23 protein-coding genes are annotated in these 21,374 nt (G+C 58.8%); 13 read left to right on the plus strand and 10 right to left on the minus strand.

Annotated elements, in window-relative coordinates; all coding sequences use genetic code 11:
- Positions 1 to 8: 8 nt before the first annotated feature.
- Positions 9 to 1,145, plus strand: coding sequence for a gamma-butyrobetaine dioxygenase (locus tag GOW40_RS07900; protein ID WP_171131995.1), 1,137 nt, complete (start codon positions 9 to 11; stop codon positions 1,143 to 1,145).
- Positions 1,142 to 1,735, plus strand: coding sequence for an HD domain-containing protein (locus tag GOW40_RS07905; protein ID WP_171230923.1), 594 nt, complete (start codon positions 1,142 to 1,144; stop codon positions 1,733 to 1,735). The genes GOW40_RS07900 and GOW40_RS07905 overlap by 4 nt, the downstream gene beginning before the upstream one ends.
- Here GOW40_RS07905 and GOW40_RS07910 read toward each other — a convergent pair.
- Positions 1,732 to 2,400 carry a DUF2306 domain-containing protein gene (locus tag GOW40_RS07910; protein ID WP_171131991.1) on the minus strand — a complete coding sequence of 223 codons (669 nt, stop codon included), beginning with the start codon at positions 2,398 to 2,400 and terminating at the stop codon, positions 1,732 to 1,734. The genes GOW40_RS07905 and GOW40_RS07910 overlap by 4 nt on opposite strands.
- Positions 2,401 to 2,439: 39 nt before the next feature.
- Positions 2,440 to 3,249 carry a 4-hydroxy-tetrahydrodipicolinate reductase gene (gene dapB / locus GOW40_RS07915; RefSeq protein WP_171131989.1) on the minus strand — a complete coding sequence of 270 codons (810 nt, stop codon included), beginning with the start codon at positions 3,247 to 3,249 and terminating at the stop codon, positions 2,440 to 2,442.
- A gap of 90 nt (positions 3,250 to 3,339) precedes the next feature.
- Between dapB and rbfA the strand changes: the two genes are divergently transcribed.
- The 3 genes from rbfA to truB are packed head-to-tail and all read left to right on the plus strand — an operon-like array spanning position 3,340 to position 5,435.
- The gene (gene rbfA / locus GOW40_RS07920; protein ID WP_171101588.1) at positions 3,340 to 3,735 is read left to right on the plus strand and encodes a 30S ribosome-binding factor RbfA; all 396 of its coding nucleotides are present in this window, start codon (positions 3,340 to 3,342) and stop codon (positions 3,733 to 3,735) included.
- Positions 3,732 to 4,472 (plus strand): phosphodiester glycosidase family protein, encoded by a 741-nt coding sequence (locus tag GOW40_RS07925; protein ID WP_171131987.1) that lies wholly within the window; start codon positions 3,732 to 3,734, stop codon positions 4,470 to 4,472. The genes rbfA and GOW40_RS07925 overlap by 4 nt, the downstream gene beginning before the upstream one ends.
- A 54-nt stretch (positions 4,473 to 4,526) precedes the next feature.
- Complete coding sequence (gene truB, locus GOW40_RS07930; protein WP_171131985.1) at positions 4,527 to 5,435, plus strand: tRNA pseudouridine(55) synthase TruB; 909 nt, start codon at positions 4,527 to 4,529, stop codon at positions 5,433 to 5,435.
- Positions 5,436 to 5,441: 6 nt separating this feature from the next.
- Here the strand turns inward: truB and GOW40_RS07935 are convergent, their stop codons facing one another.
- Positions 5,442 to 6,890 (minus strand): pyridoxal-dependent decarboxylase, encoded by a 1,449-nt coding sequence (locus GOW40_RS07935; RefSeq protein ID WP_171131983.1) that lies wholly within the window; start codon positions 6,888 to 6,890, stop codon positions 5,442 to 5,444.
- A 107-nt stretch (positions 6,891 to 6,997) separates the two neighbouring features.
- On the opposite strand from GOW40_RS07935, the gene GOW40_RS07940 reads away from it, so the two are divergent.
- The 3 genes from GOW40_RS07940 to rpsO all read left to right on the plus strand — a co-directional run bounded on the left by GOW40_RS07940 (position 6,998) and on the right by rpsO (position 8,997).
- The gene (locus GOW40_RS07940) at positions 6,998 to 7,501 is read left to right on the plus strand and encodes a DUF1643 domain-containing protein (protein ID WP_171101592.1); all 504 of its coding nucleotides are present in this window, start codon (positions 6,998 to 7,000) and stop codon (positions 7,499 to 7,501) included.
- A gap of 95 nt (positions 7,502 to 7,596) precedes the next feature.
- Entirely contained in the window at positions 7,597 to 8,592 is a 996-nt protein-coding gene (locus tag GOW40_RS07945; protein WP_171131981.1) for a calcium-binding protein, read from the plus strand.
- Positions 8,593 to 8,727: 135 nt separating this feature from the next.
- On the plus strand, positions 8,728 to 8,997 hold the full coding sequence (gene rpsO, locus GOW40_RS07950) for a 30S ribosomal protein S15 (RefSeq protein ID WP_068336567.1): 270 nt from the start codon (positions 8,728 to 8,730) through the stop codon (positions 8,995 to 8,997).
- Positions 8,998 to 9,086: 89 nt separating this feature from the next.
- Here rpsO and GOW40_RS07955 read toward each other — a convergent pair whose 3' ends face one another.
- Positions 9,087 to 9,503: a hypothetical protein gene (locus tag GOW40_RS07955; protein WP_171131979.1), complete on the minus strand. Its 417-nt coding sequence runs from the start codon at positions 9,501 to 9,503 to the stop codon at positions 9,087 to 9,089.
- Positions 9,504 to 9,668: 165 nt separating this feature from the next.
- On the opposite strand from GOW40_RS07955, the gene GOW40_RS07960 reads away from it, so the two are divergent.
- Both GOW40_RS07960 and pnp read left to right on the plus strand, forming a co-directional pair.
- On the plus strand, positions 9,669 to 11,306 hold the full coding sequence (locus tag GOW40_RS07960; RefSeq protein WP_171131977.1) for a winged helix-turn-helix domain-containing tetratricopeptide repeat protein: 1,638 nt from the start codon (positions 9,669 to 9,671) through the stop codon (positions 11,304 to 11,306).
- Between the two features lie 265 nt (positions 11,307 to 11,571).
- Positions 11,572 to 13,719, plus strand: a complete 2,148-nt coding sequence (gene pnp / locus GOW40_RS07965; RefSeq protein ID WP_171131975.1) for a polyribonucleotide nucleotidyltransferase — start codon at positions 11,572 to 11,574, stop codon at positions 13,717 to 13,719.
- 97 nt (positions 13,720 to 13,816) lie between these two features.
- On the opposite strand, the gene GOW40_RS07970 is transcribed toward pnp, so the two are convergent.
- Positions 13,817 to 14,209: a MerR family transcriptional regulator gene (locus GOW40_RS07970; protein WP_171230924.1), complete on the minus strand. Its 393-nt coding sequence runs from the start codon at positions 14,207 to 14,209 to the stop codon at positions 13,817 to 13,819.
- A gap of 417 nt (positions 14,210 to 14,626) precedes the next feature.
- On the opposite strand from GOW40_RS07970, the gene GOW40_RS22170 reads away from it, so the two are divergent.
- Positions 14,627 to 14,845 carry a GDCCVxC domain-containing (seleno)protein gene (locus GOW40_RS22170; RefSeq protein ID WP_254444368.1) on the plus strand — a complete coding sequence of 73 codons (219 nt, stop codon included), beginning with the start codon at positions 14,627 to 14,629 and terminating at the stop codon, positions 14,843 to 14,845.
- Positions 14,846 to 14,947: 102 nt separating this feature from the next.
- On the opposite strand, the gene GOW40_RS07975 is transcribed toward GOW40_RS22170, so the two are convergent.
- The 3 genes from GOW40_RS07975 to GOW40_RS07985 form a co-directional block, all read right to left on the minus strand.
- Complete coding sequence (locus tag GOW40_RS07975; RefSeq protein WP_171101599.1) at positions 14,948 to 15,382, minus strand: glyoxalase superfamily protein; 435 nt, start codon at positions 15,380 to 15,382, stop codon at positions 14,948 to 14,950.
- Between the two features lie 177 nt (positions 15,383 to 15,559).
- Positions 15,560 to 16,429 carry a cation diffusion facilitator family transporter gene (locus GOW40_RS07980; protein WP_171131971.1) on the minus strand — a complete coding sequence of 290 codons (870 nt, stop codon included), beginning with the start codon at positions 16,427 to 16,429 and terminating at the stop codon, positions 15,560 to 15,562.
- Between the two features lie 73 nt (positions 16,430 to 16,502).
- Positions 16,503 to 17,354, minus strand: a complete 852-nt coding sequence (locus GOW40_RS07985) for a bifunctional helix-turn-helix domain-containing protein/methylated-DNA--[protein]-cysteine S-methyltransferase (protein WP_171131969.1) — start codon at positions 17,352 to 17,354, stop codon at positions 16,503 to 16,505.
- A gap of 116 nt (positions 17,355 to 17,470) precedes the next feature.
- Here GOW40_RS07985 and nth point away from each other — a divergent pair, with 116 nt between their 5' ends.
- On the plus strand, positions 17,471 to 18,115 hold the full coding sequence (gene nth / locus GOW40_RS07990) for an endonuclease III (RefSeq protein WP_171101602.1): 645 nt from the start codon (positions 17,471 to 17,473) through the stop codon (positions 18,113 to 18,115).
- Complete coding sequence (locus GOW40_RS07995) at positions 18,112 to 19,101, plus strand: adenosine kinase (protein ID WP_171131967.1); 990 nt, start codon at positions 18,112 to 18,114, stop codon at positions 19,099 to 19,101. Before nth ends, GOW40_RS07995 begins: the two co-directional genes overlap by 4 nt.
- 7 nt (positions 19,102 to 19,108) lie before the next feature.
- Here the strand turns inward: GOW40_RS07995 and GOW40_RS08000 are convergent, their stop codons facing one another.
- Positions 19,109 to 19,948 carry a DUF547 domain-containing protein gene (locus tag GOW40_RS08000; RefSeq protein WP_171131965.1) on the minus strand — a complete coding sequence of 280 codons (840 nt, stop codon included), beginning with the start codon at positions 19,946 to 19,948 and terminating at the stop codon, positions 19,109 to 19,111.
- Positions 19,945 to 21,318 carry a radical SAM protein gene (locus GOW40_RS08005; RefSeq protein WP_171230925.1) on the minus strand — a complete coding sequence of 458 codons (1,374 nt, stop codon included), beginning with the start codon at positions 21,316 to 21,318 and terminating at the stop codon, positions 19,945 to 19,947. The genes GOW40_RS08000 and GOW40_RS08005 overlap by 4 nt, the downstream gene beginning before the upstream one ends.
- Positions 21,319 to 21,374 lie beyond the last annotated feature (56 nt).

Raw genomic sequence — 21,374 nt, forward strand, 5'->3', positions numbered from 1 at the left:
AGGTCACCATGCTGCACAGTGCCAGTTTCACCCCGTCTGTCGTCACACTCACATTCGCGGATATGTCCCAATCGCGCTTTCACGCCGTCTGGCTGCGCGACAATGCGCTTGACCCGGACACACGCGCACCGGGTATTGGGCAGCGTCTGATCACGATCGGGGATATACCACCAGATACCCATGTCAGCGCCGCTGAGGTCGTGGATGGGGGCCTGCTTGTGACATTCCAGCCCGAGGGCAAAACGGTCACCTTCCCCGGCCAATGGTTGGCCGATCACAGCTATGACCGGGACACGGCCCTTGAAACCGGGCGCGCCGCCGAAGGTATCACCACATGGGAGCAAGGGCTGACCGCGCCCAGCGCGGATTGGGCTGAAGTACATGCAAACCCAGTGGCCAAGCGCAATTGGCTCGCGGCAGTTGCCGAGTTCGGCTTTGCCAAGCTGACAGGAGGTCCGACCGACCCCGGCGCGCTGCTGAAAGTGGCCGACCTGTTCGGCTATGTGCGCGAGACCAATTATGGCCCGTTCTTTGAGGTTCGGACCGAGGTGAACCCCACCAACCTAGCCTATACCGGTTTGGGACTGCAGGCCCATACCGACAATCCCTACCGCGATCCGGTGCCGACGTTGCAGATCCTCTATTGTCTGGAAAACTCTGCCGAAGGGGGCGATTCAATTGTTGTGGACGGGTTTCGCGCCGCCCAGAGACTGAGGGATCAAAACCCCAATGGCTTTGCCCTGCTGGCCGGATATCCGGCGCGGTTTGAATACAGCGGGTCCGACGGGGTTTGCCTGCGCGCACGACGCCCGATGATCGAGCTTGCACCAGATGGCGAGCTGATCGGCATCCGGTTCAACAACCGCTCCTCGGCCCCTTTTGTGGATGTGCCTTTTGATCAGATGGAGGCGTTCTATACCGCCTACAGGCAATTCGCGGAAATCATCGATGACCCCGCCATGGGCGTGGCGTTCAAACTGGAACCGGGCGAGAGCTTTATTGTCGACAACACCCGCGTGTTGCACGCAAGGCTGGGCTATTCCGGTGCCGGGTCGCGCTGGCTGCAAGGCTGTTACGCCGAAAAGGACGGGCTGCTGTCAACGCTGGCGGCAATGCAGGCCCAACACCCGGAGGCGGCGGAATGAAGCCTGATTTTTCGACCCTGAATAAGGCCAATATCGTGGCATTTCTGGCGGACATCTTTGATCGACGCGGCAGCGAGGAATACCTGGGCGAGCCGGTCACGATGGCACAGCACATGCTGCAAGGCGCGACAATTGCCGAGCAAAACAAAATGCCGGAAGAGATCATCGTGGGTGCGTTGCTGCACGACATAGGCCATTTCACCTCGGAGTTCGGCAGCTATCACCCGGATGACACCGAAGACCGTCACCACGAAGATGCCGGCGCTGCGGTTCTCGAACAGTTCTTTCCTTCGGTCATCACCGATTGCTGCCGTTATCACGTGGCCGCCAAACGGTATCTCTGTGCCACCAAGCCCGCGTATTTTGATCGTTTGTCTGCCGCCTCGGTCCACACTCTGGAATTGCAAGGCGGTCCGATGAGTGCCGAAGAGGTCGCCACGTTTCAGGCCAACCCCAACCTCGAAGCGATTATTCAGGTGCGGTATCTGGACGAAGCAGGCAAGAGCCCCGACATGGACACGCCGGATTTCGCGCATTTTGCCCCAATAGTGCAGCGCATGGTGGATCGGCACATGGTTGAACCGAACTAGGCGACCAAGCGGCCCTGATGTGCCGCACCGCGCCGAGCAATCCAGATCTGAACCGCCAGCAGATACGGGACGAAAAACGCGAAATTCTGCACCAGATCGAAGGGCCCCAGAAAGTCGGGCTGTGAGCCGAGCCCCCCGGTCAACAGATACCACAGCGTATAATGCACCCGGTAAAGCCAGGACCCCAATGCCAACCAGAACAGGTGCAACCCCCAGGCCCAATGACCTGCGCGATCACCGCTCAGCGCCATGCGCGCCACCATCAGGGCGGATGTGAACAGGCAAAGGCCATAGAGAAAAAACGCAACCGACATCACCGGGCCGCCAATCGTTCCACGCAGCGGGATATAGGTCATTCCGGCCAGAGCCGTGACCAGCGCCAAGGCAACGAGGCTTGCTCCTAATGCGCGATGAAACCGCGTAAATCGCAGCCGGATGGGTTTCAGCAGCTGCAATGGCACCAGAGCTACCAGTAACGTCCCCGCAATGATATGTACGATCATGGCCGCGTTGCCGACGCTGGCGTCAGGCACGAACAGATAGCTTTCGCCCTGCGACATACCGGTAAGCACCATGCCAAACCCGTGCAAAACAAGGGGCAGCAAGGTCAGGTAGAAGATGACCAGTAAGGTGCCGGTTATCAGACGTGTTTTCAGGCTCTGCATAAACCAAGCTTAGCGCAGGGGTCTGGCGCGTCCATGGCGTTACAGGCCCAGCACATCCACCATGTCGTATTGACCCGGTGCCTTACCCTGCCCCCACAGCGCCGCCTTTAACGCCCCACGGGCAAAGATGGCGCGGTCGGTGGCCAGATGACGTAGGACGATGCGTTCTCCGGGCGCGGCAAACAGGACATCATGCTCTCCCACGATGTCGCCGCCACGAATGGCGTGAAAGCCGATATCGCCGCGTTTGCGTGCGCCGGTGATGCCGTCGCGGGCACGGTCTGCCACATCCACCAACTTGACACCGCGCCCTTCAGCTGCGGCCTCGCCCAGCATCAAGGCAGTGCCCGAGGGCGCGTCGACCTTGTGGTGATGATGGCCTTCGATCACCTCGATATCGAAATCCTCGTCCAGCGCTGCGGCGACCTTTTTGGTCAGCTGTACCAGCAGGTTGACCCCGAGGCTCATATTGCCCGCCCGCACGATCACCGCATGGCGTGACGCAGGCTCGAGCGCTTCGATCTGCTCCTCGGTCATGCCGGTCGTGCCGATGACATGCACACAGCGAGCCTGTGCGGCCAGGGCGGCAAATTCCAAGGTTGCCTCGGGCGCGGTAAAGTCGATCACCGCCTGCGCCTGTGCAAACGCCTCCAACGGATCATCGGTCACGGTGACACCCAGCGCCGGACCGCCCATGGCGACGCCCACGTCCTGACCGACCCAGTCGTGACCGGCGCGTTCGACCACGCCCACCAGACGCGCCTGATCGCTGTCTGTCACGGTTTTGATCAGCATCTGCCCCATACGGCCCGAAGCCCCTGTGATAACGATCCCCGGTATATGGGTCATGGCGATGTTCCCTTGCTGCAGTTCGCTCAAAGCCTCCTACCCCGTTCGCGCCCGCTTGGCAAAGCCCCGCTTTGCGCTTAGATCGGGGGCATGGCTAAGAACAAATTTCACGATGGCCCCGGCCCGTCCCAACGACAACTGCGTGTCGGCGAACTGATCCGCCGCACCCTGTCCGAGGTTCTGGCACGCGGAGATGTCCATGACCCCGACCTGAACCGCATGTCGATTACCGTGGGCGAGGTACGCACATCGCCCGATCTGAAGATCGCCACCGCCTATGTGCTGCCCTTGGGTGGCAAGGGGCAAGAGGATGTGATCGACCTGCTGGCGCGCAACAAGGGCGAGCTGCGGCGCGCGGTCGGAAAGAAGGTCGGCCTGAAGTTCTCGCCCGATCTGCGGTTCCGGCTGGATGATACGTTCGACCGGATGGACGACACCCGCCGCATGTTCGAACAGGACGCGGTGCGCCGCGATCTGGACGAGTGATCCGCACGTTTGTCATCCTTGGCGCTGTCCTTTGGGCCGCGCAAGCGGGTGCGGTTACCTGCGAAAGACAGACCTATGCGGACAAGCGCTATACCATTTGCGAAGTGGATGGCGCAGCCGATCTGCGTCTGTTTCTGAATGATGAAGACGGTGCGGTTTTGGGTCATTTCTCGTCAGTGAACGAAGTTTTGGCGCCGCAAGGCAAACGGCTGGCCTTTGCGATGAACGCGGGCATGTATCATGATGACCGGTCGCCTGTGGGTCACTATGTCGAAGACGGCCACGAACAGATGCGCGTGATCGCCAATCCCGGCCCCGGTAATTTTGGCTTGCTGCCCAACGGTGTGTTCTGCATCCGCGACGGGCGCGCCGACGTTTTTGAAACGTTGGCGTTCCTTGATCAGGCGCCACAATGCCGGTTTGCCAGCCAATCCGGACCCATGCTGGTGATCGACGGAGAGCTGCATCCAAGGTTTCTGCCCGATTCGACCTCGCGCTTTGTGCGCAATGGTGTCGGCACCAGTGCGGATGGGTCTCGTGTCGTATTCGCTTTGTCCGAAGACGCCGTCACCTTTCACGAGTTCGGTAGCCTGTTTCGCGACGTGATCGGCACCCCGAACGCGTTGTTCTTTGATGGCAATATCTCTCGTATGTATGACCGTGCCAGCAACCGGTCGGATGCCGGGTTTTCGCTGGGCCCGATTGTCGGCGTAGTCGAAGACTCGCCGGGAAATTGACAGCGGAAGAGTGATCCGCTAACCCGCCCGCCTTAGCAAAGATCAAGGTGCAGAATGGGACGCAAGCGCAAGGGCCGCGACATTTCCGGTTGGCTGGTGGTAGACAAGCCCGCGGGCATGACCTCAACCGCCGTGGTCAACAAGGTGCGCTGGGCGATGGACGCGAAAAAGGCGGGCCACGCGGGTACGCTGGATCCCGAAGCAACCGGCGTTCTGGCTGTGGCGCTGGGTGAGGCGACCAAGACCGTTCCCTATATCACCGACGCTTTAAAGGCCTACACCTTCACCGTGCGTTTGGGTCAGGCCACAAACACCGATGATGCCGAAGGCGAAGTGATCGCGCACAGCGATGCGCGCCCGTCGGATGATCAGATCAAACAAGCGCTGGGCCCGTTTCTGGGTGAGATCATGCAGGTCCCGCCCAAATTCTCAGCCGTGAAGATCGACGGGCAACGTGCCTATAAGTTGGCCCGCGAGGGCGAGGATGTGGACGTGGCCGCCCGCCCGCTTTGGGTTGAGGAACTGGTTCTGATCGACCGCCCCGACCCCGACCACGTGGTGCTTGAGATGACCTGTGGCAAAGGCGGTTATGTCCGCTCGATTGCACGGGATCTGGGCGAGGCGTTGGGCTGTCACGGCCACGTCAAGGAACTGCGTCGCATCTGGTCCGGCCCATTCGAGGTACAAGATGGTCTGTCCATCGAACAGATCGACGAAATGGCCAAGACCAAAGCGCTCGACGAGTACCTGCACCCGTTGGAAACCGGTCTGGTAGACCTGCCCGAGCTGAAATGCACGCCCGAAAGCGCCACACGCCTGCGCAACGGCAATCCGGGCATGGTGCTGGCCAGTGACGTGGACTATGGCGACGAAGCCTGGGCCTCGCTGGAGGGCAAGGCGGTGGCGGTCGGCGTCTACAAATCGGGCGAGCTGCACCCAAGCCGCGTCTTTGTCACCAGTTGAGCCGAGTCAGGCCGCCTGACGCAGCTGATGGCCCAACCGCGAAACCTCGGACACCAAAAGCTCCAGATCCTGCGCCTGGGTGCGGTGATTGTTGACCGCCACCCGCAGGCAGTGTTCACCCCGCACGGTTGTGTCTGACAGCACGGCAGTGCCTAGCTCTTGCAGGCATAGCATGATCTCGGTGTTGACCGCGCGTAGCGCCTCGGGGCTGAGCCCGCCGGGATCATAGCGGAAACAGACGATGTTGATGTTGGTGGGGAACATCAGGGCGAGGTCACTTTCAGCCTCGATCAGAGACGTCAGAACCTGTGCCTTTTCGATATCCTGATCGATCAGCCGGCCGAATTTCTGCACCCCGTGCTCGCGCAGCGACATCCAGACCTTGAGCGCGCGAAACCCGCGCGAGGTTTGCAGGCCATAATCATGCAAGAACGCAGCTCCGGCCACCCCCCTTGTCTGCGGTTTGAGGTATTCGGGCGTCAGGGTAAACGAGGCATGGTGCGCATCGTGATCTCGGACCAAGGCGCAGCCGACTTCAAAGGGCGCGTGCAGCCATTTATGCGGGTCCAGCGCCACCGAATCCGCGCGTTCGATGCCTTTGACCCGCCAGCTGTTGTCATGGGCAATCGCGATCAAAGCGCCAATGCACCCGTCCACATGAAACCACAGGCCTTCAGCCTCGCAGAAATCGGCAATCGCGTTCAGGTCATCTATGGCACCGGTGTTCACGGTTCCCGCCGTTGCAATCACACAGGCCGGGGCGAACCCGTCCGCTCGATCCTGCGCCAGCATGCCCGCCAATTCACCAAGATCCATGGTCAGATCATCGCGCGTCGGAACGCGGCGCAGCGCCTTATTGCCAAGGCCAATCGTTTCCAGTGATTTCTGGTGGCAGCTGTGGATCTGGTCTGACCCGTAATAGCGCAGCGGGCGTTCTATCGCGGCGACGCCCTCTTCGCGGATATCGATCCCCGATTTCACGTTTCGCGCCACGGTCAGGCCGATCATGTTCGCGACGCTGCCGCCACTCACCAAGGTACCGCTGGCCCCTTCCGGCAGCCCGATCATCTCGCGCAGCCAATCCACTACCTGCCGGTCGATCAACGCTGCTGCGTGGTTGCCACCCCCCAGGTTCGAGCCCTGAATGGCGGCCAGAAAATCGGCCATCGCGCCGGTGAAATTGCTGGCCCCCATATACCAGCCCCAGAACCGGGGATGGATATTGCCCATCGGGTACTGCATCACCTGCGTTGTCACATCCTCCATCAGGTCGCCCATCGGCATCCCCTGTTGTGGTGCAGGGGTTTCGAACCCTCGGCGGATCTCGGGCGGCATGTCCTGCCAGATCGGGCGGTCCCGCACATCGCGCGTATGGTCCAGCGCCATGTCCAGCATTTCATGCGCCAGTTTGCGGGTCTCTTCCCAATCGGACGGGTCCAGTGTTTCAAATGCCATTGCTTCCCCCCCAGAAAACGCGGATTAAATGTCAGCACGATAGCACAAGCGCGCGTTTGTAACATCTGCCCTTGTCATCACCGACCAAACCGGCGAAACCCATTGCGATGATCACCCGCTCCCACACCAAAGGCGACGCACCTTCGACCGCCGTTTATTCCGATTGCGAGGCCTATCGCTATAGCTTGACCCGCGTTTGGGATCCTGCCGGACGCAGGGCGCTGTTCGTGATGCTGAACCCTTCGACCGCGACCGAGGTGCAAAACGATCCCACGGTCGAGCGGTGCGAGCGGCGTGCCCGCGCGCTGGGGTTCGGCGCGTTTCAGGTGACCAATATCTTTGCCTGGCGCGATACCGACCCACGCAAGATGCGTGCCGCCGTCGATCCAGTGGGGCCCGAAAATGACGTGGCCATTCTGCAAGGTGTCGCCTGGGCCGATCAGGTGATCGCCGCCTGGGGTACCCATGGCGCACATCTGGAGCGTGGACCAGCGGTCGAGGCTTTGTTGCGCGACACCGGCCAGCCTCTGTTCCATTTGGGGCTGACCAAAGAGGGGCACCCCAAGCATCCTCTCTATATCGCCTATACCCAACAGCCAGAGCCTTGGTGACAAACGGTTAACCAAAGCAGTAACTTAGCTTTGACCCGCCAAGCTGACTGATGGGATAGTCCAGGCTCGGAGCAATGTGCTTTCGGAGGGTTCCCATGTTCCTGATTGGCTTGTTTGGATTGGCCGCAATTGGCGGCGCCGCTTATGCCATGGGTGACGTGTTCACCACCCAAGAGGCAGAGGATGACGATCAGATTGACGAAGGCGAAACCGACGCGCTGACGGAAGGTGAGTTTCTGCAGATCGACGACACCGATCTCGAAGACACCGGGCAGGTCCTGTCGGATCATGATGGCCATCTGGTGATCGCCGGGGATGACAGCGATGACGTGATCTCGAGGCAGGACGGCAACGACCAGATCAACGGGTATGAAGGCGACGATCTGCTGAACGGCGGTGCCGGGAATGATGTGATTCACGGTGCAGAAGGCGATGACCTTCTGATTGGGGATCAGGGCAACGACATCCTTCATGGCGAGAATGGCGACGATCATCTGTCTGGATCTGAAGGGGACGACGCCCTTTATGGCCATTTTGGCGATGATGATCTGAACGGCGATACCGGGCAGGATGAGCTGTTTGGCGGACACGGCGGTGACATATTGGACGGTGGTGAAGGGGATGATGCGCTGCAAGGCGGTGGCGGGGATGACCACCTCGCTGGTGGCGCAGGCGAAGACGTTCTGTTTGGCGGCGACGGGGATGACATCCTGTCGGGCACGGATGCGGATCACATCCCCGAAACAGACTTCCTGAACGGTGGCGGAGGCGATGATATATTGCTGGCCGAGAGCGGTGACGTGGTCACCGGCGGTGCAGGCGCAGATGATATCTACGTCGCCACCGAAGCAGACCAAGACAGTGTCATGATCATGGATTTTGAGGTTGGCCAGGACAAACTGCTCATCACATGGGACGCGACCGAAACCCCCGAGGTCACGATCGAACAGGATGAAGAAGACACCAACCTGACCCATGTCGCGGTCGATGGGCAAGACGTGGCACAGCTTTACGGGGCGGAGGGCCTGACCGCTGCGGATATCGAATTCGTGACTGAGGCGCATTTGGATCAGTTCGTGTTCCGACCCTGAACCCATTGCCAATTGCAAAAATAGCGCCTATACGCGCCCATCCGCATTGGAATCGGTGCGGTTTTTCTCCATGGGCCTGTGCTGGACGACATCCCGGCCTGCGCCATCAACTCTAACCTGTCAAAGGAGACCCCGATGTCGATTACTGCCGCTGAAAAAGCACGCGTCATGAAAGAATTCGCAACCAAAGACGGCGACACCGGTTCGCCGGAAGTCCAGGTTGCCATCCTGACCTCGCGCATCAACACCCTGACCGAGCACTTCAAGACCCACAAAAAAGACAACCACGGTCGTCGCGGTCTGCTGAAAATGGTCGCCCAGCGCCGTAAGCTGCTGGACTACCTGAAGGGCAAAGAAGAAGCACGCTATCAGGACCTGATCAAAAAGCTGGGCATCCGCCGCTAAACGCTTTTTGAATACTGATCTGAATCCAGTAGATACTGGTTCGAACGCCCGCCTTTTTGACGGGCGTTTTTCTTTGGGTTACTCACAAGTCACAACCCTGTCGAAGGTTCGAAACCCAGAATATCAAACGTCTTCTTCCCGGCGGTGTTGAATTTTTGGACCCGGTCACCGACGCGAAGTACTGTCAAGCAACGGAAACGTCCCTTGTCGGCGGCCATGGACACGCAGACCTGGTCAGTGTCGGTTATTGCGAAGGCACCCGCGCCTTGCCAACCCCCATTGGTCAATTCACCGCTGACGATGTTATTCGGGTCATAATAGAACCGAAAGGTCTTGTCCCCCGATTTGGCTGTAACTGTGTGACCGATCAAGATCTCCGCAATCTGGTCGGCGTTGAGCCGCTCTCCACCGTCCGCCAAAGCGTTCTCAAGATCTGTCTGAGCAAAAGCTGCGCAGCCGAAAAATGTGATCAATGCTGCTAGAATAGCTGAGTTCCGTCGTGCCATATTCTGTCTCCAATTCAAAAGCTGTAGTGTCGGGCAGGTCACCCGAGCCGAAAGGTAAGCAAAAGCAGGGCGCTAAACTTGATGGCAAGCTGACATTTTCTGACATTCTGATAACAATCGCCAAAGCCCGTTGAGCGGTGGCAACGTCACGGGGTAAGTTATGATATGTACGAGTTTTTGGATTTCAGACTTGAACCGAAGAAGGGGCTCAGCCGTGGGGGAGAGCCGGTTGCCCTTGAGCCCCAGGCCCTTTTGCTGCTGGAATTCCTGATCAGGCACCGGGACAGGATCGTAAGTAAACAAGAGATCATTGATGAAATCTGGAACGGGGCTGCCATCACCGACGCCGCGCTGAATACTCGTATTCGGTCGGTTCGCAAAGCTCTGGGGGATTCAGCAGCCAGTTCTAACTTTATCAAAACTTTCCCCAAACGCGGGTTTCAATTCGTTGCGCCAGTGCAGCCGGTTGAGCCTCCTCCAGGTTTCGCGGAAACGCCCTTTAAACGCAGGGCCCTTTTGGCTGGTCTGATCATGAGCCTTGCACTTGTCGCGTTTGCAATTCTCGGTTTTCGCGATCCGACTACGTTGCCAGAGGGCGAAAAGCCATCGCTAGCCGTCGTCAGATTTGACAATCTTAATGGCGAGAGCGCGGGACAGTACTTTGTCGATGGCCTTACGGACAATCTGATCGCACAGTTGTCGCGCAATCGAGAGCTGTTCGTAGTCTCAAGCGCGACAATGTTTTCCTTTTCTGACGGTCAGTCGACGCCCATCGAAATCGCAAGAGAGCTAGGGGTCAATTACGTTGTCCGAGGCAGTGTCCGACGCGAGGGCGACCTGGTGCGCATCAGCGGAGAACTGATCGACGTCGCGGCGAGCGAGACCATCTGGGCGGAAGCGTTCGAGCGTCAAATGACGGACATCTTCAGCGTTCAGGACGACATCAGCCAAGCCATCGCCGGTCGGTTGCTTCCGGAAATCTATCAGTCAGACGTGGTGCGATCACAGGATAAACCAACTCAAGACATCGGCGCATGGGATTTGTATCTGCGGGGTCGCGCACGACAGGCGGTGTTCTCGAAAGAGGCTCAGGAAGAAGCAGTCCAATTTGCACAAGACGCCATACAAGCCGATCCGAATTTCGCAGCGGCGCACAGCCTGCTGGCACGGGCTCTTGGAACAATCTTCTTTTTTCAGTGGTCCGATGACCCGCAGGATACGTTGGTTTCGGCAACCCAATCCGCAAGACGCGCGATAGAACTGGACGACCAGGACGCGCAGGCTCATGCGGCGCTGGGGTATATCTATCGCTTTACGGGCGAGGTCGATCCGGCCATTGCAAACTTGGAACGCGCTGTTGCGCTGAATCCGAATGACGCGCGTATCCGGCTAGAGCTTGCACATACATTTGACTGGTTTCGGATGCAGGAACGCGCATTGCCCGAGATTGAAATGGCGATCAAACTCAGCCCGCGCGATCCTTTGTTGCAGAACATGCTCTTTTACAAAGGACATATCCTGTTTCACCTTGGGCGCCACAACGAAGCACTGGAGGTTGCGCACCAGTTGGGCGCTGTCGCGACCAGCAATACGTGGCGGCTGTTTCATCATTTGCTGAGCGCCGCGAACCTGAACGAGTTGGGTCGGGGTGAGGACGCGCAGAAGGCTGTCAACGCTGCGTTGGAGATAAACCCCAACCTGTCAATTTCAGCAATGCAACGGCAGTTCGCAGGCTCGAAGAACCATCCAGAAAACCGACGGATATGGTTGTCCAGCCTGAAGCAAGCTGGCGTTCCGGATTGATCGCTGCGCCGGATTTGACGCGCTGATGCAGGAAAACGGCTGAATTAACAGTTAAACTGGCTTGTGCGTGCAACTCTGCGCGTTTTCTTTGGCCGTCGTTCCCACTTCCCTTTATCCCCAAACTCCTGTATGCGCCCAGCATCTGAGACGTTGTGCCCTGACCCCGGCACTCGAATGGAAGATAAAGTGGGGTCGGCGGCAATGGGGCCGCCATGCAAAACCGGAGACCCGCAGGGGCGGGAGTGCTCCGTTCTAGGATACGCATATGTTTGATGTAACGAAGAAATCAATGCAGTGGGGCGAAGAGACGCTTACACTGGAAACCGGCAAGGTTGCCCGTCAGGCGGACGGCACCGTGATTGCCACGCTGGGCGAAACCAGCGTCATGGCCAACGTGACCTTTGCCAAGCAACAAAAGCCTGGTCAGGACTTTTTCCCGCTGACCGTCCATTACCAAGAGAAATACTATGCCGCCGGTAAGGTTCCGGGCGGCTTCTTCAAGCGCGAGGCGCGCCCGACCGAAAAAGAGACGCTGACCGCGCGTTTGATCGACCGTCCGATCCGCCCGCTGTTCGTTGACGGTTTCAAAAACGAAGTTTTGGTGATGTGCACCGTTCTTTCGCACGATCTGGTCAACGACCCCGATATCGTGGCGATGATCGCGGCCTCGGCTGCGCTGACCATTTCCGGCGCGCCGTTCATGGGCCCGATCGCCGGTGCCCGTGTTGGTTTCGTGGATGGTGAATATGTCCTGAACCCAACCGTGGACGACATGCAGGACCTGCGCCTGAACCCTGAACAGCGCCTGGATCTTGTTGTCGCTGGCACCAAAGACGCCGTGATGATGGTAGAATCGGAAGCCTATGAGCTGTCTGAGTCCGAGATGCTGGGCGCCGTGACCTTTGCGCATGAGCAAATCCAGCCAGTTATCGACCTGATCATCGGTCTGGCCGAAGAAGCCGCGAAAGAGCCGTTTGAATTCGCCGCTCCTGATTATTCCGAGCTGTACGCTGCTGTTTCCGCAGCCGGTGAAGAGCAGATGCGCGCCGCCTTTGCGATAACCGACAAGCAAGAGCGCACCGCTGCGGTTGCTGCGGCCCGTGAAGCGATCAAGGAAGCGCTGACCGAGGAACAGCTGGAAGACGCGAACCTCGGCTCAGCGATGAAAAAGCTGGAAGCTGGCATTCTGCGTGGCGACGTCGTCAAAGGCGGCAAGCGGATCGACGGTCGCTCGACCACTGATGTCCGCGCGATTGAGGCTGAAACCTCGCTGCTGCCGCGCACCCATGGTTCCGCCCTGTTCACCCGTGGTGAAACACAGGCGCTGGCCGTGACCACACTGGGCACCGGTGACGACGAACAGTTCATCGACGCGCTGCATGGCAACTTCAAATCGAACTTCCTGCTGCACTATAACTTCCCGCCCTATTCGGTTGGTGAAGTGGGCCGCGTGGGTTCGCCCGGCCGTCGCGAGATCGGCCACGGCAAGCTGGCATGGCGTGCCTTGCAGGCGGTTCTGCCCGCGCCAACTGACTTCCCCTATACGATCCGCATCGTGTCCGAGATCACCGAATCCAACGGTTCCAGCTCGATGGCATCGGTCTGCGGCGGTTCGCTGTCGATGATGGATGCGGGTGTTCCCCTCAAGGCACCGGTTGCCGGTGTTGCGATGGGTCTGATCCTGGAAGATGACGGCGACTATGCGGTTCTGACCGACATTCTGGGTGACGAAGACCACCTGGGCGACATGGACTTCAAAGTGGCAGGTACCGAAAACGGTATCACCTCGCTTCAGATGGACATCAAGGTTGCGGGCATCACGCCCGAGATCATGGAAAAAGCCCTGGCGCAGGCCAAAGACGGCCGGATGCACATCCTGGGTGAGATGGGTAAAGCACTGTCCGAAACCAACGAGTTCTCGGTCCACGCCCCGCGCATCGAGACCATGAACATCCCCACCGACAAGATCCGTGAAGTGATCGGTTCGGGCGGTAAGGTCATCCGCGAGATCGTGGAAACCTCGGGTGCCAAGGTCGACATCAACGATGATGGCGTCATCAAAATCGCCTCGCCCGATGGAGAGTCGATCAAGAAGGCCTATGAGATGATCCACTCGATCGTCGCCGAGCCGGAAGAAGGTCAGATCTATACTGGGAAAGTGGTCAAGATCGTCGATTTCGGCGCTTTCGTGAACTTCTTTGGCAAGCGCGACGGTCTGGTCCATGTCTCGCAGATCGAAAACCGCCGCCTGAACCATCCGTCGGATGTTCTGAAGGAAGGTCAGGAAGTAAAGGTCAAGCTGCTGGGCTTCGACGACCGCGGCAAGGTTCGCTTGTCGATGAAAGTTGTCGATCAGGAGACGGGCGAAGAAGTCGTGCCTGAGAGGAAAGAAAAGAAAGAAGACGCAGAATAGTCAGCTCTTTTTCGAATGATAAAGGCCCCGGTGGAAACGCCGGGGCCTTTTTTGGTTCCCCAAAAGCGCAACGAATGGGAGTTTTGAGCCCAAAGTTTCACTGGTCGGTACGCAGTTTTGAGAGCATGGGGCAAGAGACATTCCCGCTGTCACAGTTGGCTGTGAGTTCGTTCAGCGCCGCTTCCAATCGCTTCAGCTCGTTTATCTTTTCACGCACATTGAAGATATGAAGCTCAGCCAGCTCTTTTACGGATCGGCAATCCTCTTCGTCGCCTTCGGTCAGGCTGAGAAGCGTCTTTGTATCGGCTAGCGGAAAACCCAAATCACGGCATTTTTTCAGGAAACGAAGCCTCCCAACATCGTGCGCGGAGAACATCCGTCGGTTGTTAGTTGCCCGTACTGGTTTGGGCACGATCCCTTCGCGTTCATAGTAGCGTATCGTTTCAATGCCGACACCGCTTTGCCGGGATGCTTCCCCAATCTCAAACATGTTAGTTTTCCCGTCTTGATCCTGTAGCGACTACAGAAGTTATACAAGAGGCTGACATTTCGACAACTCCAGCCAGTCAAGGGAATGAAATGCAGAAGCACCTTAGTGTTAGTTACCTGGGATCACTGTCAGCACTCGGCGTCGCGACTTGCTGTGTATTGCCCATAACAATGATGCTGCTGGGACTAGGAGGCAGTTGGCTAGCCATTTTCGGAAAGATCGCGGCGGCAAGCTACTACGTACTGGCGATTTCGACGGCGCTTGTCGCTATATCGTGGCTTGTGTCTTATCAGCGCGGCTCCTTAGCAAAGTTGAAATGATGGCTTTCGGGGACAACCGCAATCACCGCGTTAGCTTGGGTCGTCGTCTTTAACGAAGCCCGGATCAACGATTACCTGATAATGCAGATGTGAAACAATGACAGAGCAAACTGTAGTGCTTGAAAGCACCCTGACGTGCCCGAAGTGCGGTCACAGCGAAACCGAAATAATGCCGACAGATGCTTGCCAGTGGTTCTATGAATGCAAGTCTTGCGCCGTAGTCTTGAAGCCGTTGGAAGGAGATTGTTGCGTCTACTGCTCCTATGCCACGGTGCCTTGCCCACCGATCCAGAATGACGATAGGTGTTGCGGATAATAAAGTCAGATTTGTCCTTGCTATGGCCACTAAGATCAGCAACACCCACGCAGCAATCTGCGCGGGTGCTTCTCTCAAAGAACCAGAACACCACTTGCCGCATCACTCCGGGCGCACGACAAGCTGCGGTTCGCCGTTTGATGTGTGGCGTGGGGATCGTCCGTCCCAGCCTATGTCGCCAGTGACACGGTGGCGGAAGGATGAGAAACTGTCGAACGTCACCACGTCCACGGGGTCGTCGAATTGCAAGGTCAGGCGACGGTGTTCGCCGTCTCCTAGCATTGTCATCCCGCGGATTTCGGCCGTAAATGCCTGACCCAGATAGTGGCCGGACACGCGGTCTCCAACGCGCAGATGCAGCCGGTTTCCCGCTTGTGCGTGCAAGGTGTTCCAGTCTCGGGCGCCATGTTGATGAGCGATAAGTTCCAGCGCCTTGCTGTGCGTGATGTCTACACCTTCGGCAGACAGGTGTTGGCGCAGCCGTTTGGCCTGCGTTTTTAGGTCTTCGATCGAAGGGATCGGTTTTGACACGGTCATGTTTGCCTCGTTTCCTAAAACGGGCGCGAAGTCAGGACGGTGTTCGCATTGCCATCCGCGCGCCTGGAAAAGGGCAACAGATGTTTGGTCAAGCGGGTTTCACCAAAGCCAAAGGGCCGCGAACGGCAGGAGACCCGAACCTGCCCGCCTTTTGGCATTCGCCGGGCGGCCTGTCAATCAGACCGCGTTGTGCAACTCGCTATCGGGTTCAAGATGGATGACAAAGACCGATCCGGGAAATCTGTCTTTCAGCGCCGCTTCGATCTGATCGCAGATGTCATGGGCCGCGGCCACGGTCATACCGCCTTCGACCACCAGATGAAATTCGACAAAGATCATGTTTGCGGACCTGCGACCGCGCAGATCGTGGTATTCCAACGCGGGCCCCAAATTGGCCTCGATAATGGACCGCACCGCCTTCAGGTCGGGTTCAGATAAGGTGGCGTCCATCAGCCCATCGACCGATTTGCGGATCACTTTCCAGCCTTCCCAAAGGATGTTCAAAGCAACCAGTATGGCAAGGATCGGATCAAGGATCAGCCATCCGGTTGCAAGCGCAAGCAGCAGGCCGAGGATCACCCCCACCGAGGTGATGATGTCGGTAAAGATATGCTTTGCGCTGGCCTCAAGCGCGGGAGACGCTTGCCGCCGTCCGATCTGCAACAGCATGAACGCCCAGGCTGCGTTGATCGCCGTGGCCAAAGTGTTGACCACCAGCCCCAAGGTTGGGGTGTCGTGCAACTGCGGCGACGGCAGAGCCATAATCGCCTCGCGCAGGATCAGCAACGCTGCCAGAACGATCAGTGTGCCTTCGACCACCGCCGAAAGGTATTCGGCCTTTTTATGACCAAACGGGTGTTTCGCGTCAGGCGGCTTGCCCGCGACCCAGACGGCAAAGAACGCAAGCAGCGCTGCCACCACATTGACTACGGATTCCAAGGCATCCGAAAGCAGGGCAACCGATCCTGTCAGGTGCCAGGCCAAAAGCTTCAACGCCAATACCGCGATGGAAATCGGGATCGACCACAGGGCGAATTTCTGGATCATCAAGCCGGTTTCTTGCTGCCTCACCCTTTGTGTAGCATCCAGGCGCCGGTTCCGCCTGCCTTTTTTGCAACGATCAGGCGTCGGCCTGCGCGGCCTCATAGGCCAACATCGCGCGTTTGACCGGCAAGCCCCAGTGATACCCCCCCAAACCGCCCGATTTGCGCAGGGCGCGGTGGCAGGGGATCAACCAGCTGACCGGGTTGCGCCCGACCGCCGTTCCCACCGCCCGCACCGCCTGAGGTGTGCCGACGCGTTGGGCAATCTCGGAATAGGTGGTGACCTGACCCGAAGGAATGTGCATCAGCGCCTCCCACACCTTGATCTGCAAAGGTGATCCGATCAGGTAGAGCGGCGTCGGCTCCAGCCGATCACTGGCCGCGCCAAAGGCGCTGAGCACCCAAGGTCGCAGGCGCATCGGATCTTCGACAAACTGTGCCTTGGGCCAGCGCGAGATCATGTCCTCCATCGCAGCTTCTTCGCCAGTTTCAGCGCCAAAGGCTATGCCGCAGATACCCTTGTCGGTTCCCATGACCAATGCCGGGCCAAAGGGGCATTCGAACCAGCCCCAATAGATCGTCAGCCCGTCACCTTTGCGGGCGTATTCACCGGGGCTCATGGATTCCCACTTCAGGAACAGATCGTGCAACCGGCCGCTGCCGGACAACCCGACGTTATGGGCGGTTTCCAATGTCGTGAACCGCTCGCGCAGCAGCGCCTTGGCGTGGCCCAGCGTCAGATATTGCTGGTACCGTTTCGGCGATACCCCGGTCCAGCGCGAGAACAGACGCTGGAAATGCGCCGGGCTCATATCCATCTGGCGGGCCAGATCTTCGAGGCTGAGGGATTCGCCGCCTTGATCGATCAATTCGATCGCGCGGCGCATGACGTTGTAATGGTATCCGCTTTCGGGGGCCTGGACGTTCATTTCACACCTCATCTGTTGATCCAGACCTTAGCGCGCAGGCCCCGCCCTCGCGACCCGGAACTTGCGCATTGGCTTAGGGCTTGTGTCACAGGGCCATGGGCGGCATTAAGGCTCGGATGGCAAAGCAACTTGATTATCACACGATCCGCGAGATCTTTACACGTTTCCAGCAGGCCGATCCCGAACCCAAGGGCGAGTTGGAGCATGTGAACGTCTATACTCTGGTCGTTGCTGTGGCCCTGTCTGCGCAAGCAACAGATGCGGGCGTCAACAAGGCCACGCGCGAATTGTTCAAGATCGCCGATACGCCGCAAAAGATGCTGGATCTGGGCGAAGAAGGTCTGATCGAGCATATCAAGACCATCGGCCTGTTTCGCCAGAAGGCCAAGAACGTCATCAAGCTCAGCCGCATTCTGGTCGAGGACTATGGCGGTGAGGTTCCCAATTCCCGCGCCGCGTTGCAATCGTTGCCAGGTGTCGGGCGCAAGACGGCCAATGTAGTGCTGAACATGTGGTGGCGCCAACCGGCACAGGCCGTTGACACGCATATCTTTCGCGTCGGTAACCGCACGGGCATCTGCCCCGGCAAGGATGTGGACGCGGTGGAACGCGCCATCGAAGACAATATCCCTGCGGATTTTCAACTCCATGCGCATCACTGGCTGATCCTGCATGGACGCTATCATTGCAAGGCGCGCAAACCGATGTGCGGAACCTGCATCATCCGCGATCTCTGTCAATTTGAGGATAAGAACTTATGAAAACCTATCAGCTCACCGGTATTGGAAATGCCGTTGTGGACGTGATCTCTCAGGCCGATGACAGTTTTCTGGAACTGATGGGCATCGAGAAGGGTATCATGCAACTGATCGAACAAGAGCGCGGTGAAGTGCTCTATGCCTCGATGGAAGGGCGGGTGCAGACGCCGGGCGGGTCGGTGGCCAATACCATCGCGGGTGCCGGTGCGCTGGGGCTGGAGTCGGCCTTTATCGGGCGCGTCCATGACGATGCGCTGGGGCGGTTCTACGCCGATGCGATGAACGAAGACGGTGTTGATTTTGTGAACCCGCCGGTGCCGGGTGGAGAGCTGCCGACCTCGCGCTCGATGATCTTTGTATCCCCGGATGGTGAGCGGTCGATGAACACCTATCTGGGTATTTCGTCCGAGCTGTCCTCTGCAGATGTCTCGGCGGATGTGGCTGGAAACAGCCAGATCATGTTCCTCGAAGGCTATCTGTTCGACAAGGAAAAGGGCAAAGCCGCGTTTCTTGAGGCAGCGCGCGCCTGTCACAAGGGTGGCGGCAAGGCCGGGATCGCCATTTCCGACCCGTTCTGCGTGGAACGGCACCGGGTCGATTTCCTTTTGCTGATCGAAAATGAGCTGGATTTTGTGATCGGCAACGAGGCCGAGATCAAATCGCTGTTCGAAACAGATGACCTTGAAGACGCCTTGGCCAAGACCGCGCAGATCTGCCCTCTGGTCGTCTGCACGCGTTCAGGTGATGGCGTTACAATTTTGAACGGCGAGGCGCGTTTCGATGTGCCCGTCGAAAAGGTTGTGCCCGTGGATGCCACCGGTGCAGGCGATCAGTTCGCGGCGGGCTTTCTGTTCGGCATGGCCACCGGTCGCGATTACGAGACCTGCGCCAAGATCGGCAACGCCTGCGCGCGCGAAGTGATCAGCCATATCGGCCCGCGCCCCAAGGCGAACATGCAGGATCTGCTGCGCGCTGAAGGGTTGCTGTAACCAACCCTCACAGGCCCGGAGCCGCGTCGTTCAGGGCCCAATCATATTCATAGGCATTGACGCGCCTTGCCTGTTGCAGCCGTGCCCGAAGCTCGGGCTCGGCGGCCTTGGAAATGGCTGCGATGACGGCTTGTTCATTCGGCCCAAAATCCTCGCGGAACCAGATATAGATCTTGGACAGGATCAGCCGCCCGCGATCATCAAACCGAACGCCGCGCGGGTCGTTGACATAGGCGCGCTCGGCTGCCGCCAGGTCACGCTCCAACCTGCCCGCCTGCCACGCCCGGTCCATCAGGTTCGGGCACCCCACAGCGGCGCAGTTCAGCGCATAGTGGATGCGTGGTTCCTGAAAGGTCGGGCGGATGATCCGATGTTCGATATCGTTCAGGGTCAGAGTTTGACCTGACACAACGGCAACCGGGCGGTTCCACGGGCCGATTGACAGCGGGCCCTCGCTGATATCGCGAATGGATGCCACCGGGTAGTTTTCAAGCACCAGATCAACGGTGATCGCATTGTAGAGGTTGATCCAATAGGCCAGCTGCTGATCGCGGGTCAGAGTGGCGGGATCAACCGCTTGCAAGGTATTCAGATAGGCCTCAAGGCGCGCGCGGTCAGCGGCAGACACCTGGCCATACGCCACTCGGTTCACACCGCTTGAATCGGTGGACACATAAGTGGAAAGAAACCTATCCCACTCAGAATGACTGACCCTGATACCGGGGGGCGCCGCCAAGCGCGTCAGAGCACTGTTCTCAAGCGGCGTTGGCGCGGGCAGAGCCAAACGCTCGACACTTGCACATGCGGCCAGCAAGGGCAGCAACAGGCATAAGATAAAAGCTCTCATGACGCATCCCTCTGCCGTTCGCGCATCGCGCGCATCTGACCCTTGAGCCGTTTCAGAGGGGCCAGTGACGGGTCATCCAGTTGCGGAAGGTCCGGGCGGCTGGACAAGCCCTTTCGGGTCGGGTTCCACCAGAACGACCCCATTTCGCTGTCCACCTGATCTGCCTCTGCCAGCTGCGCATCGCGCTGAGCGTTATGCGCGCACATCGACATCGGGCCGTTTGCGGTGGCCACCATGAAAACGCAGGAGGCGCAGCGGTCTTCCTCTAACGCGTCCGCGGCCATGAAATTGTGAATGAACACCGCCTGCCGCCGGGCTCGTCCCCGCAGCAAGCCACCACCCAATCGCAGAGCGCATCCCGCCAGGTGCAATCCCGCACGCAGCGCCAAAAGAGGCCTGCGCAAAACAAGGCGCTTTACCGCCTCGGCCGTTTCGATGTGACCCTGATTGGACTCGTCATATTGCTCGAGCGCGTCGATCACCTGATGGACCAAAGGCGCGTTCGACAGCAGTGAGACCGCTCGACCACCGGCCGACACCACGCTGGCATATCGGTTGCACCGGGAATGACCGACGGATGCCGTGTCAAAGTGCAACGGGGTTTCATACCCGTCCTCAATCGCTTTGCTCACAGAGGCCTGCGTGAGGCCCTCGGGCCGAGCGCGCAGAACGCCACGACCGGTATCCGCCTGCATCTGGAACGAGACAAAAGCGATTTCAGGTTGGTCCCGCATGAACCGCGCCAGCGCAGGCAGCTCGGCAAAGTTTCCCGCGAAAACGGTTGTGTTGAACAGAACCCGCAAGCCCAATCCCCGTGTCCGGCGAATATAGGATCGGCGCACCCGGTTCAGTTCGGTCTCGGTTTCAAAGCCCTTGCGCTCTTGCGTCAGATCGACGTGAAAGGCCACGTCATCCAGTCCGGCTGCGGCCAGTCGTGCCAACATGGCCCGGCTGGCGCGAATACCGTTGGTCATCAGGCAGGATCGCATTCCAAGACGGCGGATTTCGCGACATAGCGCTTCCAGGTCCTCGACCTTGCGCAGCGTCGGATCACCGCCGGTCAGTTGCACCGAGGTTCCGGGCCCATAGTGACTGTGGATCGACTCCAGCCGCGCAAAAAGGACAGAGAGAGGCGGGTCATAGGTCAGCTCGGCGCTGTCGGACAGGTAACACAGCGTACAGTCCAGATTGCACCGCTGGGTGACTTCAAGCGCCACGCAGGCGATGGGATAGAACCGGCCCGCGGTCTGGCCCGGCCCGTATTCACCCGAGGACCACAGACCGTCCCGCAAGGGGGCACGCCGGTCCGAGCCGACAAACCGCCGTCCGGCAGGGGCAAATTTAGCGGGGCTGAGAGCAATGTCTTTCATGCCTCAAAGCTAGAGGCCTGTTCCAAACCAGGCTATCCGCCCTCACGCCAAGTTGT

Origin of the sequence: Ruegeria sp. HKCCA6707, from assembly GCF_013033515.1 — a bacterium.
In the GTDB taxonomy this organism is placed as follows: Bacteria; Pseudomonadota; Alphaproteobacteria; order Rhodobacterales; family Rhodobacteraceae; genus Ruegeria.

Excerpts from the sequence above, each read along its gene's own strand:
- GOW40_RS07900 (WP_171131995.1), top strand. The coding sequence starts at position 9 with ATGCTGCACAGTGCCAGTTTCACCCCGTCTGTCGTCACACTCACATTC.
- GOW40_RS07905 (WP_171230923.1), top strand. The coding sequence starts at position 1,142 with ATGAAGCCTGATTTTTCGACCCTGAATAAGGCCAATATCGTGGCATTT.
- GOW40_RS07910 (WP_171131991.1), bottom strand. The coding sequence starts at position 2,400 with ATGCAGAGCCTGAAAACACGTCTGATAACCGGCACCTTACTGGTCATC.
- dapB (WP_171131989.1), bottom strand. The coding sequence starts at position 3,249 with ATGACCCATATACCGGGGATCGTTATCACAGGGGCTTCGGGCCGTATG.
- rbfA (WP_171101588.1), top strand. The coding sequence starts at position 3,340 with ATGGCTAAGAACAAATTTCACGATGGCCCCGGCCCGTCCCAACGACAA.
- truB (WP_171131985.1), top strand. The coding sequence starts at position 4,527 with ATGGGACGCAAGCGCAAGGGCCGCGACATTTCCGGTTGGCTGGTGGTA.
- GOW40_RS07935 (WP_171131983.1), bottom strand. The coding sequence starts at position 6,890 with ATGGCATTTGAAACACTGGACCCGTCCGATTGGGAAGAGACCCGCAAA.
- GOW40_RS07940 (WP_171101592.1), top strand. The coding sequence starts at position 6,998 with ATGATCACCCGCTCCCACACCAAAGGCGACGCACCTTCGACCGCCGTT.
- GOW40_RS07945 (WP_171131981.1), top strand. The coding sequence starts at position 7,597 with ATGTTCCTGATTGGCTTGTTTGGATTGGCCGCAATTGGCGGCGCCGCT.
- rpsO (WP_068336567.1), top strand. The coding sequence starts at position 8,728 with ATGTCGATTACTGCCGCTGAAAAAGCACGCGTCATGAAAGAATTCGCA.
- GOW40_RS07955 (WP_171131979.1), bottom strand. The coding sequence starts at position 9,503 with ATGGCACGACGGAACTCAGCTATTCTAGCAGCATTGATCACATTTTTC.
- GOW40_RS07960 (WP_171131977.1), top strand. The coding sequence starts at position 9,669 with ATGTACGAGTTTTTGGATTTCAGACTTGAACCGAAGAAGGGGCTCAGC.
- pnp (WP_171131975.1), top strand. The coding sequence starts at position 11,572 with ATGTTTGATGTAACGAAGAAATCAATGCAGTGGGGCGAAGAGACGCTT.
- GOW40_RS07970 (WP_171230924.1), bottom strand. The coding sequence starts at position 14,209 with ATGTTTGAGATTGGGGAAGCATCCCGGCAAAGCGGTGTCGGCATTGAA.
- GOW40_RS22170 (WP_254444368.1), top strand. The coding sequence starts at position 14,627 with ATGACAGAGCAAACTGTAGTGCTTGAAAGCACCCTGACGTGCCCGAAG.
- GOW40_RS07975 (WP_171101599.1), bottom strand. The coding sequence starts at position 15,382 with ATGACCGTGTCAAAACCGATCCCTTCGATCGAAGACCTAAAAACGCAG.
- GOW40_RS07980 (WP_171131971.1), bottom strand. The coding sequence starts at position 16,429 with ATGATCCAGAAATTCGCCCTGTGGTCGATCCCGATTTCCATCGCGGTA.
- GOW40_RS07985 (WP_171131969.1), bottom strand. The coding sequence starts at position 17,354 with ATGAACGTCCAGGCCCCCGAAAGCGGATACCATTACAACGTCATGCGC.
- nth (WP_171101602.1), top strand. The coding sequence starts at position 17,471 with ATGGCAAAGCAACTTGATTATCACACGATCCGCGAGATCTTTACACGT.
- GOW40_RS07995 (WP_171131967.1), top strand. The coding sequence starts at position 18,112 with ATGAAAACCTATCAGCTCACCGGTATTGGAAATGCCGTTGTGGACGTG.
- GOW40_RS08000 (WP_171131965.1), bottom strand. The coding sequence starts at position 19,948 with ATGAGAGCTTTTATCTTATGCCTGTTGCTGCCCTTGCTGGCCGCATGT.
- GOW40_RS08005 (WP_171230925.1), bottom strand. The coding sequence starts at position 21,318 with ATGAAAGACATTGCTCTCAGCCCCGCTAAATTTGCCCCTGCCGGACGG.